The sequence below is a fragment of the Streptomyces kunmingensis genome (assembly GCF_039533535.1).
Classification (GTDB): domain Bacteria; phylum Actinomycetota; class Actinomycetes; order Streptomycetales; family Streptomycetaceae; genus Streptomyces; species Streptomyces kunmingensis.
Window position 1 is genome coordinate 325,129 of the sequence record NZ_BAAATS010000002.1, and the last position, 12,853, is coordinate 337,981.

Below are 12,853 nucleotides of genomic sequence, written 5' to 3' on the forward strand. Positions count from 1 at the left end.
CTGGTGGGGGATCTTGCCGGGGGCCGGGGTTGTGCTGCCGCTGCCGCATGGCTGCCGGTCGTCCTGGCCGGCTCGGCCGTCGGCGCGGGTCGGGTTCAGCGGTCTGCGCAGGGCGGATTCAGCGGTCTGCCCGGGTCAGCTGCGCCGTGTGCTCCCGCAGGTCCAGCGCGACCGAACCCGCCGTCCGCAGCGAGCCGCCCGCCGCCGCCAGCGGAGCCCCGATCAGCAGCGCCGTCACCGGCGCCGGCCAGTCCCGGCTCTCCGCGCACAGCGCGATCTCGCGGCGCTCCCTCTCGTCCAGGGGGCCGTCCACGTCGTACACGCCCTCGCGGTCCGCGAAAGCCGGGCCCGAACAGTCGACGCTCCAGATCCTGGTCTCGTACGGCGTGAACAGCTGGAACGCCGCGTACACCCAGCACAGGCCCGCCACGATCAACAGACCCGTGCCCCAGGCCTTCCGGCGGCCCGCCCGGATCCGGAAACGGTCCTCGATCACCGCCGGGTGTACATCCCCCGTCATGCTCTTCCTCTTTCCCCCGTCATGGACCTTCTGTGACCCTTGTCGCGCCAGACGCTACCCTTGCCCCGCCTTCGCGCACCCAGCGAACTCGTCACACGTCCCGGGGGGACCGACACCGTCATGCTCAGGTATCTGCCGTTCCTATTGGTCCTGGCGCTGTGGATCTACGCGTTCATCGACTGTCTGAACACCCCCGAGGAGGAGGTGCGCGGGCTGCCGAAGGTGGTGTGGGTCATCATCATCCTGCTCTTCGGCGAGGTCCTCGTCGGACCCGTCGCCTGGCTCGTGGCCGGCAAGCGGCGGCACGCGCCCGCCGGGGGGTCGACCCCGTCCGAGTGGCACCGCAGCCACCGGAGCCGGTTCGTCGCGCCGGACGACAACCCCGAATTCCTCGACTCCCTCAAAGAGGACAAGAAGAAGGACGAAGCCCTTCTCAAGGACTGGGAGGCCGATCTGCGCCGCCGCGAGGAAGAACTCCGGCGTCGTGAGGACGACCAGGACAAGGGCTGACCGTTCCGGCTCCGCTGCTCCGCTGCTTCACTGCTCCGCTGCTCCGCTGCTTGGAAAGGCCCGTTCGTCATGGAACTCGATCTCGCCCGTACCTGGCTCGCCACCGCCGTGGAGGAGGCGAGGGCCGGACTCGCCGAGGGGGGCATTCCGATCGGCGCCGCGCTTTACTCGGCCGACGGCACCGTCCTCGGGCGTGGTCACAACCGGCGTGTGCAGGACGCGGACCCTTCGGTGCACGGGGAGACCGACGCGTTCCGGGCCGCCGGGCGGCAGCGCTCCTACCGGGGCACCACGATGGTGACCACGCTCAGCCCCTGCTGGTACTGCTCCGGGCTGGTACGGCAGTTCGGCATCTCCCGCGTGGTCATCGGCGAGGCCCGCTCTTTCCATGGCGGGCACGACTGGCTGGCCGAGCACGGTGTCGAGATCGTGCTGCTCGATGATGCCGCGTGCGTGGACATGATGGCGGAATTCATTGCCGCCCGGCCTGAGCTGTGGAACGAGGACATCGGCGTGTGAGTGGGTGGGGCCGGTCGGGGGCGCGGTGGGGAGCTGTCGTGAAGTCAGCTTGCCCTGTGCGGGGCGTGTGGCCCTGAAAGGTGCGTACGCCAAAAAGGCCGGTTCCCATCACCAGTCATCACCGGTAATGACTGGTGATGACTGGTGTCAGGGGGACCGGCCTCGGTGTCCGCGGGTCAGACTCCGGCGTAGGAGTGCTTGCCGGTGACGAAGATGTTCACGCCGTAGTAGTTGAACAGCCAGCAGCCGAAGGCGACGAGCGCCAGGTAGGCGGCCTTGCGGCCCTTCCAGCCCGCGGTCGCCCGCGCGTGCAGGTAGGCGGCGTACGCGACCCAGGTGATGAACGACCAGGTCTCCTTGGGGTCCCAGCCCCAGTAGCGGCCCCAGGCGTCGCCGGCCCAGATCGCGCCCGCGATGATCGTGAACGTCCACAGCGGGAAGACCGCCGCGTTCACGCGGTAGGAGAACTTGTCCAGGGACTGCGACGCGGGCAGCCGCTCCATGACGGAGGTCGCGAACCGGCCGGGCCGGCCGCCGCTCGCGAGCTTGCTCTCGTAGGAGTCCTTGAAGAGGTACAGGATCGCGCCGACCGCACCCACGTAGAAGACCGCGCCGCAGAAGATCGCCGTCGACACGTGGATGTACAGCCAGTACGAGTGAAGCGCGGGAACCAACTGGTCACTGGCGGTGTACAGGACGGTGACAGCGAGGCCGAGGTCGAGGAGGACCGTGGTGACCAGCGGGAGGCCGAGCCAGCGGACGTTCTTCTTCAGCGCGAGCAGCGTGAGGTACACGCCGACGGCGACGGTGGAGAAGGTGAGGTTGAACTCGTACATGTTGCCCCACGGCGCGCGCTGCACCGAGAGAGCACGGGTGAGGACACCGGCGAATTCGACGATGAAGCCGAGCGCGGTGAGCGAGATGGCGATACGTCCGTAGAGGTCGCCCTGCTCGTCACCGCCGGAGGCGCCTGGGCCGTCCGGCACGTCGCGGGAGCCTGAGGCGGCCCGGGTGACGACCTTGGGTCGCTCCAGTACGGCGGTGCCGCCGTTCTGCTGCTTGACCTGGACCTTCACCGCGGAGGCGGCGTCGGCGGTCTCGGCCTTGCCGGTGAGGGCGGCGGCGGTACGGCCGACCTTGCTGCGGCTGCCGAAGATCCACTCGGCCATGTTCGCGAAGAACGCCAGCAGGTACACGGCCATGGACGAGTAGATGAGGACGTTACTCGTGTGCGCCAGGTTTTCGTTGGTTGCGGCGGCGAGAGTCACTTCTCAGCCCCTTCGGCGGCGGGAACGGCAGTGGGTGGTTCGGAGGTCTTCGTGGGGTCCGGGGCAGTGGGTGCCTGCGGATGCAGCTGGTCGATCAGATTGCCCAGTTCCTCGGGGAGTTTCGCGGACTCGCTGCGGCCGAGGCCCGCCATCTCGACGACGGTCACTCCGTCGGGGCCTTCGACGGCGCGCACCCAGACGCGGCGGCGCTGGATGAACAGCGAGCCGGCCAGACCGAAGATCGCGGCGACCGCACCGCCCAGCGCCCAGGTGTCACCGGGCTGGTGGGAGATCTGGAAGGTGACCCATTCCTTGACGTCCTTGTCGAAGGTGATGGAGCCCGCCCCGTCGGGGAGCTTCATCGTCTCGCCCGGCAGCAGGCGCGACTTCAGGGCCTTGCCCTTCGAGTCCTTGAACGCCTTCATGTGGGAGGAGTCCAGTTGGTACACGTTCTGCGGGAGACCGGCGTCGACGCCGAGGTCGCCGTGGGTCGCGTTGAGCGCGAGGACCGGGAAGTCGAGTGCGGGGAACTGGGAGAACATCGTGCCCTTGCCCGCGCCCGCGAAGGTGGGGACGAACCAGGCGCTGAAGCCGAGCTGCTCCTTCTCGCCCTTCGCGTTGCGGTAGCCGTCCATCACCTTGATGGCGCCCTGCGAGGAGATGTTGGAGTCGATGGGCAGCATCGGCACCGTCTGCTGCGAGACGGTCTTGCCCTTGCCGTCGCGGACGGTGACGTTCACGGCGTAGCCGTGGCCGTTGAGGAAGATCTTGGTGCCGTCGATGTCCAGCGGGTGGTTGGACTTGATGACGGTCTTCTTCGCCTTGCCGTCGGCGCCCTGGCTGTAGCTGACGTCGGCCTCGAAGGTGCGCGGGGTGCCCTTCTCCGGGCCGGTGCGCGCGTAGGTCGCGGTGAACTTGTCGAGCGTGAAGCTGAACGGCGACAGGTCGCGGTCGCTGTCGAAGAGGTTGCCGGACTTGAAGTCGTCGTACTGCGGCAGCACGTTGGCGAAGCCGTCGCCCTCGATGACGAGCTTGCCGCCCTCGAACTTGAAGAGCTGCCCCCAGGCGAAGGCGACCAGCATCACGATCAGCGCGATGTGGAAGGCCAGGTTGCCGACCTCGCGCAGATAGCCCTTCTCGGCCGCCACCGCGTTGCCCGCGGGGTGCGCGCGGTAGCGGCGCTTCTTCAGCATGGCGAGCGCGGCGGTGCGCACCTGCTCGGGGTCGGCCTCGGTGCGCCAGGTCGCGTACGCGGGCAGCCGGTCGAGGCGCTTGGGGGCGCCCGGCGGGCGGCCGCGGAGCTGGCCCACGAACTGCCAGGTGCGCGGGACGATGCAGCCGATGAGGGAGATGAACAGCAGGATGTAGATCGCGGAGAACCACACCGAGCTGTAGACGTGGAAGAGGCCGAGCTTCTCGTAGAGCGGCCCGAGTGTGGTGTGCGCCTTCTGGAAGTCGGTGACCTTGAGCGGGTCCGTGCCGGCCTGCGGGATCAGCGAGCCGGGGATGGCGCCGAGCGACAGCAGGAACAGCAGGATGAGGGCGACCCGCATCGAGGTGAGCTGCCGCCAGAACCAGCGGACCCAGCCGACGACGCCGAGTCGGGGCAGGTTCGGGGCCTGGTCCTCCACCGGGGCCGTGCTCAGCTGGGCGCCGGCCTCCTGCTCGGTGGTCTCCGAGCCTTCAGAGCTTGCAGGGGTGTGCGTCTTGCTCATAGTTCAGATTCCCACCTGGAAGCCGGTGGACCAGGTCCGCATCTGTCCCACGAGGCTGTCCCAAGCACCCGTGAGCAGGAGGATTCCGGTCAGGATCATCATGATGCCGCCGATGCGCATCACCCATGTGTAGTGCTTCTTGACCCAGCCGAACGCACCGAGCGCCTTGCGGAAGGCGATCGCCGCGAGCACGAAGGGCACACCGAGGCCGAGGCAGTACGCGACCGTCAGTATGGCCCCGCGCCCGGCGCTGCCCTGATCCTGGGACAGGATGATCACGGAGCCGAGGGTCGGGCCGATGCACGGGGTCCAGCCGATGCCGAACAGGGCGCCGAGCAGCGGTGCGCCGACGAGCCCCGCGGCGGGCTTGCGGTGGATGCGGAACTCTCGCTGCGTCATCCAGGGCATCAGCCCCATGAAGAACACGCCCATGAGGATCATGAGTGCGCCGAGCACCTTGTTCAGGACGCCCTGGTACTCCTGCAGCGTCTGCCCGAAGTAGCCGAAGAGCGCGCCGCCCGAGACGAACACCGCGGTGAAGCCGAGGACGAACAGGCCGGCGCCGGCCGCCATCCGGCCCCGCCGCCGGTCCATGAGGTCGGTGCCGGTTATGCCCGTCACGTAGGAGAGGTAGCCGGGGACGAGCGGCAGCACGCACGGGGAGAAGAAGGAGACGAGGCCGCCGAGGAGGGCGATCGGGACGGCGAGGAGGAGCGCGCCGTCCGTGACCGTGTCACCGGCGGCGAGGGTGACGAGTGTGGGGGACACCGTCGCTCACTTCTCCGCGACGACCGGGTCGAGCATGTCGCGCAGGCTCTCCTCGCTGAGCGGCTTCAGCGAGCGCGCGGCGATCTTGCCCTCCCGGTCGACGATGATCGTGGACGGGATGGCCTGCGGGTTGAGCGTGCCCTTCTCGAACTTGAGGAGCAGCTTGCCCGTCGGGTCGTAGTAGCTCGGGTACGTGACGTCGAAGCTCTTCTCGAACTCCTTGGCCGGGCTGGTGCTGGTGTCCCGGGTGTTGATGCCGAGGAACTGCACGTTCTGCTTCTCGGTGGCCTTGGCCACCTTGACGAAGTTGGGGGCCTCGGCGCGGCAGGGCGGGCACCAGGAGCCCCAGACGTTGAGGACGACGACCTTGCCCTTGTAGTCGGCGAGGTCGAGCTGCTTGCCCTCCAGGTCCTTGCCCGTCAGGTCGGGGGCGTCGTGCCGCTCGCCCTTCTTGACCGTGGCGATGCCGCCGGAGTTGGTCACGAAGTTCGTGTTGTTGCCGCCTCCGGACGTGCCGCCGGAGGCGCACGCCGTCAGTGCGAGGGCCGCGACGGCGGCTCCCACGGTCAGCGTGGCGGCGCGGCGCGGGGTCGCGGAGTTGCGCGGGGTGCGGCTGGCGGCACTCATGTGAAAAGTTTCGCATGTCTGTTTAGGGGATCTTCCGCACCCCCCTCATGTACGGAAGATCCCTTTTCAGGAGGGGCTTTCCGCGGGGTTCGCGAGGAACTGGCGCCAGCCTTCGGCGGGCTGCCGGCCCACGTCGAGCGTCCGGAGTTTTTTGAGCACCTTCGGGTCCTGCGCGTCCATCCAGTCGACGTACTGCCGGAAGGAGACGAGGCGTACGTCGCCGTGCTTATCGGCGGTGGACGCGATGTGCTTGAGCGCTTCCTCCACGGCGTCCATGTAGATGCCGCCGTTCCACTCCTCGAAGTGGTTGCCGATGAAGAACGGCGCGCGGTTCGTCTCGTATGCACGCTTGAAGCCCGATATGTAGGCGTCGGCGGCCTGCTTGCGCCAGCCCGGGTAGTTGTGGGCGGGCGCCTTCGTGGAGTTGAGGGACTGGTTGGCCAGCATGTTGTAGTCCATCGACAGCACCTCGAAGGTGTGCCCGGGGAACGGGACGGCCTGCAGCGGCAGGTCCCAGATGCCCTGCTTCTTGTCGGGCCAGCGCTGCCGGCCGCCGGGCGAGGAGGCGTCGTAGCGCCAGCCGAGCTCACGGGCGGTGGGCAGCAGGTTCTCCTGGCCGAGCAGGCAGGGGGTGCGGCCGCCGATCAGTTCCTTGTCGTAGTCGAACGGGAGCGAGGGCAGGTCGTGCCAGCCCGAGTTCGTCCGCCACCGCTTCACGAAATCCTTGGCCTGGTCGATCTCGCTGCGCCACTGGGCGGGCGTCCAGTGGGCGACGGTGCCGGTGCCCGTGCAGAAGTGCCCGTTGAAGTGCGTGCCGATCTCGTGCCCGTCGAGCCAGGCCTGGCGTACGTGCTTGAGGGTCGCCTTGACGTGCTCGTCGGTGAGGTAGCCGATGTCGGAGGCGCCCACCGCGTTGTTCGGCCCGTGGTAGAGGCGCTTCTTCGACTCCGGGAGCAGGTAGAGGCCCGACAGGAAGAAGGTCATGTGCGCGCCGTGGTCCTTGGCGAGCTCGAGGAAGCGCGGGAAGAGTCCGTTGCCCACCTCTCCCGCGCCGTCCCAGGAGAAGATCACGAACTGCGGTGGCTTCTGCCCCGGTTCGAGCCGCTCGGGCGCGGCGGGCTGGTGCGGCTGCTTGCCGGTGTACGAGGTCGAGCCGTCGCCGATGGGCTTGGCGGCCGGCTTCTCGGGCCTCCCGGAATGTCCGGAGTGGCCGTGTCCGCCCGGAGAGACCGTCGGGGCAGCGCCCGATCCGCACCCGGCGAGCGCCGCCGCGGCCGCCGTCCCGGCCCCCAGACCGAGAAGTCCCCTACGACTGACATCGCGCATTCCGTCACCATTCCTCACGCTGTGCACCCATTCATGGCGGGCACACAGTTAGAGGGCTCGACGAAGACGCGGGTTCCGACAAGTCGGAGGTATTTGCGGTGCTTTGGGAGAGCGGGCTGCGGGCCGCCGGTGGACGGCGGCCCGCGGTCGGGACTGCGGAGAACCGGGAGCGGTCTCTCAGGCGCCGAAAGCCTTGCCGCCGCCCTGGGCGCCCTTCACCGGCTTCGCGCCCGCCAGCAGATGGGCCGGTACGAGATCACGCGCCGGCTCGGTGTAGCCGACCGACACGATCTTGTCGCCCTGGTACGTGAACGTGGTGAGCGAGGCCAGCGTGCACTGCCGCTTGCGCGGGTCGTGCCACAGCCGCCGCTTCTCGACGAAGCTGCGGACCGTCCAGATCGGCAGCTGGTGGCTGACGCACACCGCTTCGTGCCCGCGCGCCGCGTCCTTGGCGGCGTCGAGCGCGCCCATCATCCGCACGACCTGCTCGACGTAGGGCTCGCCCCACGACGGCTTGAACGGGTTGACGAGGTGCTTCCAGTTGTCCGGGTTCTTCAGCGCGCCGTCGCCGACGCCGAAGGTCTTGCCCTGGAAGACGTTGCCCGCCTCGATGAGCCGACCGTCGCTGTTCAGGTCGAGACCGTGCACCTTGGCGATCGGCGTGGCCGTCTCCTGCGCCCGCTCCAGCGGGGAGGCGACGACGTGCGTGATGTCCCGCGAGGACAGGTGCTCGGCGACCCGGTCGGCCATCTGCCGGCCCAGCTCGGAGAGGTGGTAGTCGGGCAGCCGCCCGTACAGGATCCCCTCCGGGTTCTCCACCTCGCCGTGCCGCATGAGGTGGACGACGGTGATGTCGTCGTCGCTCTTGCCGGGGACGCTGTTCTTGGTGCTGTCGCTCATGCCGTGGCCTCCGCGGCCGCGCGCGCGGCGGTCGGGAGCGCGGCCGCGATGCGCTCGATGGCCTGCTCGTCGTGGGCGGTCGAGACGAACCAGGACTCGAAGGCGGAGGGCGGGAGGTAGACACCCTGCGCCAGCATCGACTGGAAGAACGCGGTGAAGCGGAAGGACTCCTGCGCCTTCGCGTCCTCGTAGTTGCGAACCGGTTTGTCGGAGGTCTCGGTGAAGAACACGGAGAACATGTTCGAGGCGTTCTGCACGCGGTGCGCGACGCCCTCCTTGGTGAACGCCTCGGAGACCAGGGCGCGCAGCTGCTCGCTGACCGCGTCGACCTTCGCGTACGCGGCGTCGTCGAGGAGGCGCAGCTGGGCGAGGCCCGCGGCGGTGGCGACCGGGTTACCGGAGAGGGTGCCCGCCTGGTAGACCGGTCCTGCCGGGGCGAGGTGGGCCATGACGTCGGCGCGGCCGCCGAACGCGGCGGCGGGGAAGCCGCCCCCCATGACCTTGCCGAAGGTCACCAGGTCGGGGACGACACCGTCGACGCCGAACCAGCCGGCCTTCGACGTACGGAAGCCGGTCATCACCTCGTCGGAGATGTACAGCGCGCCGTTCTCCTGGCAGACGGCCTTCAGGCCGGCGTTGAAGCCGTCGCGCGGCGGCACGACGCCCATGTTGCCGGGCGAGGCCTCGGTGATGACGCAGGCGATCTCGCCGGGGTGGGCGGCGAACGCCTCGCGCACGGCCTCCAGGTCGTTGTACGGCAGGACGATCGTGTCCACGGCCTGGGCGCCGGTGACGCCGGGGGTGTCCGGCAGGGCGAACGTGGCGACACCGGAGCCGGCGGCGGCCAGCAGGGCGTCCACGTGCCCGTGGTAGCAGCCGGCGAACTTCACGACCTTCGCCCGGCCCGTGAAACCGCGGGCGAGCCGGATCGCGGACATGGTCGCCTCGGTGCCGGAGGACACCAGGCGCACCTGCTCGACCGGCGCGATCCGGTCGACGATCTCCTCGGCGAGCGCGACCTCGCCCTCCCCGGGCGTGCCGAAGGACGTGCCGCGGGCGACGGCCTCCTGGACGGCCGCGATGACCTCGGGGTGGGAATGGCCGAGGATCATCGGCCCCCACGAGCAGACGAGGTCCACATAGCTGCGGCCGTCGGCGTCCGTCAGATACGGGCCGGTACCGGACACCATGAAACGGGGCGTACCGCCCACGGCTCGGAACGCCCGCACCGGGGAGTTCACGCCACCGGGCGTGACCTTGGCCGCGCGGTCGAAGAGCCCCTGAGAAACAGGTGCCTCATAGGGATAGGGGGTGTTGTTCGCCTCTGCCATGCCTCTCAGCGTACGGCCCGCTTCCCCGCGCCCCCTCGCGCGGACCCCGGGCGCCCTAGACTCAGGCTGTCAGGGCGCTGTACAGCATCTGTACAGCGGCGGGGCCCGGCCACTCGCGCAGTTGTTTCACTCGGACGTTTCGGCGGGTGACCGTGGGGGAGGTCACTGACACGATGATCGGGTTGCGCGTCGGCGGTCGCGCGGCCTAGAAAAGGGCCTGGCGCCCTGAGAACAGCAGTCGGGTGGAGATATGCATCGCGGTGGCGGCGGACTGGGCGAGGGGACCGACGGCCTGGGTCCCCGGCGTGCCCGGCGGGGGAAGCACCGGCGCGAGGGCCACGACGAGACGGTGGCACGGGTCCAGAGAGCGACAGGCGGCGGGGACAGCGGGAATGGTGGCCGGGTGGGGGTGACGTACAAGTACTTCGGCGCGCCCGACGGCGCGACGGCCGCCCGCGTACCGATCTCCATGCGCCCCGAGGAACTCGGCGGCGACGAGCTGGGCATGGGCGGCATGTTCACGAAGATCAAGCCGGAGACGATGGCCGCGATGGTCCTCACCGGCATCCAGGGCATACCCCTGCACAAGGTTCCCCCGCTGGAGCTCGTCGTCCTGCACCCCGACTACGCGGTCGTGAAGCTGCCGATGACGGTCGTCGACCCCCTGCGCGGGGTGGGCGAGGAGGCCGTCGGCGCCGCGGCGTTCATCTGGTCCACGGTCCCCGACCGCGGCGGCCCGCGCGACGCCTTCAACGTGTACCAACTTCTGCACGAATGGCAGGACTTCAGCCACCGTCTCCACGATGCCGGACATCAGGCCTACTGCCTGGTCTGGCCCTGAGCTGCTCAAGCTCGAACGGACGGCGAGCCGGTCACAGCAGCGGCGGGCCCGCTTCGATGCGCCGCAGCACCGCTTCGTAGGAGTCGACGGTGCCGCCGGTCTGCAGTTGCCGCTCGTCCCACCAGGTGGCGCCCGCGTCGGCGAGCGGGCCGATGAGGTCGAGGGCCTCCGCCTTGCCGGCCGGGCTGCGTCCGCCGATCACGATGTCGAAGGGGTCGGCCGGGAACTCCCGGTGCCGCTGTACGTACGCGACGAGTTCCGCGAGTTCGTCCGGGCGGGGCGGGACTCCGTGCAGGGCGGTCGTGAACAGGGGCGCGGCGCCGTCCCAGCGGGCCGCCCGGCGCATGGGCCGGCGGTGCGGCCAGAAGCCCCCGATCCACACGGGCGGGCGGGGGCGCTGCGTGGTGGCGGGCAGCAGCGCCGTGTCGTGCACGCGGTAGTGGGCGCCGGAGTGCTCGACGCTCTCGCCGGTCCAGTACCGGGTGAGCAGATCCAGTGACTCGTCGAGGCGTTCGGCATGCACGGCACGGTCGACGGTGTCGCCGAAGCTGCCGTACTCGTCGTCCGCCGGCCCGCCGAGCCCCGCGCCGAGGATCACCCGGCCGCCGCTGAGCGCGTCCAGCGTGGCGACCTGACGGGCGAGCTGTTCGGGCCGGTAGCGCGGCACCGCGGCGACGAGCGGGCCCACCTTCAGCCGGGACGTGGCGAGCGCTGCCGCGGTGAGCAGCATCCAGGGGTCACCGAAGGGCTTGCCGTGCTGTTCCCGCTTGTCGTGCACGACGTGGTCCCAGACGAACAGGCCGTCCCAGCCCGCCTGTTCGGCGGCGACCGCCGTGCGGGCGACGGTGTGGGCGTCGGCGAAGTCACCGAAGTTCGGGATGTTGACGGAGAAGCGCATTACGGCATCCTGCCGGGGCCGGCCCGGGGCGGCCAGTGGATTGTCGGTCCCTGTCGGTCCTTGTCGGTCCTTGTCCGTGGCCGTCCCCCGCCCGCCACCGTGCCCGGCGGCCGTCGGCGAGCCCGGCCGGGTACCCGGACACCGCTCCCCCACCCGCCCGACCGCCCCCGTCCCCTGATCGGGTGTCGGCCAATGGGCTTCTTACCCGCATGTCACCCGGCGCGAAAGAGCGGCTTACCTGCTCCCGGCAGCCCGGGCCGGTACATCAAAGGGTGTGCGGGCCCGTGCCAGGCGCTCGCCGGGGAAGGCGCTACGTATGAAGATCGTGTTTTTGCTGCACAACGTGTACGCCGTCGGCGGCACGGTGCGCACCACCCTCAACCTCGCCACGGCGCTCGTGGAGCACGGCGGCCACGAAGTGGAGATCGTGTCGATGTCACGGCACCGCGAGGAACCCCGGTTCGCGGTCGACCCGCGGATCTCCCTCGTACCCCTTGTGGACACGCGGGCCGACGCCGCGGACACCCGGCAGGCGGCGTACGCGGAACCGTCGCGCGGCTTCCCGGCCGCCGAGAAGCGGTACCGGCAGTACTCGCTCCTGCACGACGAGCGGGTCCGCGCATATCTGGAGGAGCGCTGCACCGCCGACGTCGTGGTCGGCACCCGGCCCGGCATCAACGTCTACCTCGCCCTGTGGGGACCGCGGCGGGCGCTGCGGATCGGGCAGGAGCACCTGCGGCACGACGCGCACGGCAAGAAGCTGCGCACGCAGCTCGCCCGGCACTATCGGCAGCTCGACGCGGTCGTGACCGTGACGGAGGCCGACGCGGCGGTGTACCGGGCACGGATGCCGCTGCCGGGGGTGCGGGTCCTGGCCGTGCCGAACATCGTGCCGCCCGTTCCCTGCCCGCCCTCCGACGGCACCTCGAAAATCATCGCGGCGGCGGGACGGCTCGCCCCCGGCAAACGCTACGACCTGCTCCTGGAGGCGTTCGCCACGGTCGCCGCGGAGAATCCCGGGTGGGAGCTGCGGATCTACGGCGGCGGCGCGCAGGAACCGCATCTGCGGGCGCTGGCCGGCGAGCTCGGACTGACCGGCCGGGCGCGGCTGATGGGCACGGTGTCACCGATCGAGCCGGAGTTCGCCGCGGCGTCGATCGTGGTGAGCGCCTCCGACGCCGAGTCGTTCGGGATGACGCTCGTCGAGGCGATGCGCTGCGGGACGCCCGTCATCAGCACGGACGCGCCGCTCGGCCCCGCCGAGATCATCACGGACGGCGTCGACGGACGCCTCGTCCCGGTCGGCCAGGTGCGGCCGCTCGCCGAGGCGATGACCGAACTGATCGAGGACGCGGACCTCCGCGCGAGGATGGGCGAGGCGGCCCTCGACTCGGCCCACCGCTACGATCCCGCGCCCATTGTGGCGCGATATGACTCCCTTTTCATGGAACTTCGGGCCTCACGCCATCGTCGAGCATGGCAAAGGCTCCGTGCCCGGGCCGGTAACTGGGCGCGCAGGAAGGTCCGTTCGCTGCGCGCCGCGCGGCCGGGCGACCCAGGGGGGACACCGCATGACCGCCGACGCAGTCCTACGCATGGCACGGCGCAACCCGGACGTTCCTAGGGCTCG

13 protein-coding genes are annotated in these 12,853 nt (G+C 69.9%); 4 read left to right on the forward strand and 9 right to left on the reverse strand.

The features are described from left to right. Positions 1-118: 118 nt before the first annotated feature. Complete coding sequence (locus tag ABD366_RS03580) at positions 119-520, reverse strand: hypothetical protein (protein ID WP_324776268.1); 402 nt, start codon at positions 518-520, stop codon at positions 119-121. Positions 521-640: 120 nt separating this feature from the next. Between ABD366_RS03580 and ABD366_RS03585 the strand changes: the two genes are divergently transcribed. Continuing rightward, positions 641-1,030 (forward strand): PLD nuclease N-terminal domain-containing protein, encoded by a 390-nt coding sequence (locus ABD366_RS03585; RefSeq protein WP_324776266.1) that lies wholly within the window; start codon positions 641-643, stop codon positions 1,028-1,030. Positions 1,031-1,099: 69 nt separating this feature from the next. Beyond that, on the forward strand, positions 1,100-1,549 hold the full coding sequence (locus tag ABD366_RS03590; RefSeq protein ID WP_324776264.1) for a nucleoside deaminase: 450 nt from the start codon (positions 1,100-1,102) through the stop codon (positions 1,547-1,549). A gap of 176 nt (positions 1,550-1,725) precedes the next feature. Here the strand turns inward: ABD366_RS03590 and ccsB are convergent, their stop codons facing one another. The 7 genes from ccsB to hemL all read right to left on the reverse strand — a co-directional run bounded on the left by ccsB (position 1,726) and on the right by hemL (position 9,484). Further along, a complete protein-coding gene (gene ccsB, locus ABD366_RS03595; RefSeq protein WP_324776262.1) occupies positions 1,726-2,817 on the reverse strand; it encodes a c-type cytochrome biogenesis protein CcsB in 1,092 nt (363 codons plus the stop codon). Continuing rightward, entirely contained in the window at positions 2,814-4,532 is a 1,719-nt protein-coding gene (resB, locus tag ABD366_RS03600) for a cytochrome c biogenesis protein ResB (protein ID WP_324776260.1), read from the reverse strand. The genes ccsB and resB overlap by 4 nt, the downstream gene beginning before the upstream one ends. Before the next feature lie 3 nt (positions 4,533-4,535). Continuing rightward, positions 4,536-5,300 carry a cytochrome c biogenesis CcdA family protein gene (locus tag ABD366_RS03605; RefSeq protein WP_324776258.1) on the reverse strand — a complete coding sequence of 255 codons (765 nt, stop codon included), beginning with the start codon at positions 5,298-5,300 and terminating at the stop codon, positions 4,536-4,538. Between the two features lie 6 nt (positions 5,301-5,306). Next, positions 5,307-5,927, reverse strand: coding sequence for a TlpA family protein disulfide reductase (locus tag ABD366_RS03610; protein ID WP_324776256.1), 621 nt, complete (start codon positions 5,925-5,927; stop codon positions 5,307-5,309). A gap of 66 nt (positions 5,928-5,993) precedes the next feature. After that, positions 5,994-7,253, reverse strand: coding sequence for a polysaccharide deacetylase family protein (locus ABD366_RS03615; RefSeq protein ID WP_324776254.1), 1,260 nt, complete (start codon positions 7,251-7,253; stop codon positions 5,994-5,996). A 177-nt stretch (positions 7,254-7,430) separates the two neighbouring features. Then, entirely contained in the window at positions 7,431-8,153 is a 723-nt protein-coding gene (locus ABD366_RS03620) for a histidine phosphatase family protein (protein ID WP_324776252.1), read from the reverse strand. After that, positions 8,150-9,484 (reverse strand): glutamate-1-semialdehyde 2,1-aminomutase, encoded by a 1,335-nt coding sequence (gene hemL / locus ABD366_RS03625; RefSeq protein ID WP_324776250.1) that lies wholly within the window; start codon positions 9,482-9,484, stop codon positions 8,150-8,152. Before hemL ends, ABD366_RS03620 begins: the two co-directional genes overlap by 4 nt. Before the next feature lie 250 nt (positions 9,485-9,734). On the opposite strand from hemL, the gene ABD366_RS03630 reads away from it, so the two are divergent. After that, positions 9,735-10,325: a hypothetical protein gene (locus ABD366_RS03630; protein ID WP_324776248.1), complete on the forward strand. Its 591-nt coding sequence runs from the start codon at positions 9,735-9,737 to the stop codon at positions 10,323-10,325. 31 nt (positions 10,326-10,356) lie between these two features. Here the strand turns inward: ABD366_RS03630 and ABD366_RS03635 are convergent, their stop codons facing one another. Next, on the reverse strand, positions 10,357-11,223 hold the full coding sequence (locus tag ABD366_RS03635; RefSeq protein ID WP_324776246.1) for an LLM class flavin-dependent oxidoreductase: 867 nt from the start codon (positions 11,221-11,223) through the stop codon (positions 10,357-10,359). 316 nt (positions 11,224-11,539) lie between these two features. Between ABD366_RS03635 and ABD366_RS03640 the strand changes: the two genes are divergently transcribed. After that, entirely contained in the window at positions 11,540-12,847 is a 1,308-nt protein-coding gene (locus ABD366_RS03640; protein ID WP_324776244.1) for a glycosyltransferase family 4 protein, read from the forward strand. The last annotated feature ends 6 nt before the right edge of the window (positions 12,848-12,853 follow it).

Coding starts and splice junctions, on each gene's coding strand:
- ABD366_RS03580 (WP_324776268.1), bottom strand. CDS start 520: ATGACGGGGGATGTACACCCGGCGGTGATCGAGGACCGTTTCCGGATC.
- ABD366_RS03585 (WP_324776266.1), top strand. CDS start 641: ATGCTCAGGTATCTGCCGTTCCTATTGGTCCTGGCGCTGTGGATCTAC.
- ABD366_RS03590 (WP_324776264.1), top strand. CDS start 1,100: ATGGAACTCGATCTCGCCCGTACCTGGCTCGCCACCGCCGTGGAGGAG.
- resB (WP_324776260.1), bottom strand. CDS start 4,532: ATGAGCAAGACGCACACCCCTGCAAGCTCTGAAGGCTCGGAGACCACC.
- ABD366_RS03610 (WP_324776256.1), bottom strand. CDS start 5,927: ATGAGTGCCGCCAGCCGCACCCCGCGCAACTCCGCGACCCCGCGCCGC.
- ABD366_RS03615 (WP_324776254.1), bottom strand. CDS start 7,253: ATGCGCGATGTCAGTCGTAGGGGACTTCTCGGTCTGGGGGCCGGGACG.
- ABD366_RS03620 (WP_324776252.1), bottom strand. CDS start 8,153: ATGAGCGACAGCACCAAGAACAGCGTCCCCGGCAAGAGCGACGACGAC.
- hemL (WP_324776250.1), bottom strand. CDS start 9,484: ATGGCAGAGGCGAACAACACCCCCTATCCCTATGAGGCACCTGTTTCT.
- ABD366_RS03630 (WP_324776248.1), top strand. CDS start 9,735: ATGCATCGCGGTGGCGGCGGACTGGGCGAGGGGACCGACGGCCTGGGT.
- ABD366_RS03635 (WP_324776246.1), bottom strand. CDS start 11,223: ATGCGCTTCTCCGTCAACATCCCGAACTTCGGTGACTTCGCCGACGCC.
- ABD366_RS03640 (WP_324776244.1), top strand. CDS start 11,540: ATGAAGATCGTGTTTTTGCTGCACAACGTGTACGCCGTCGGCGGCACG.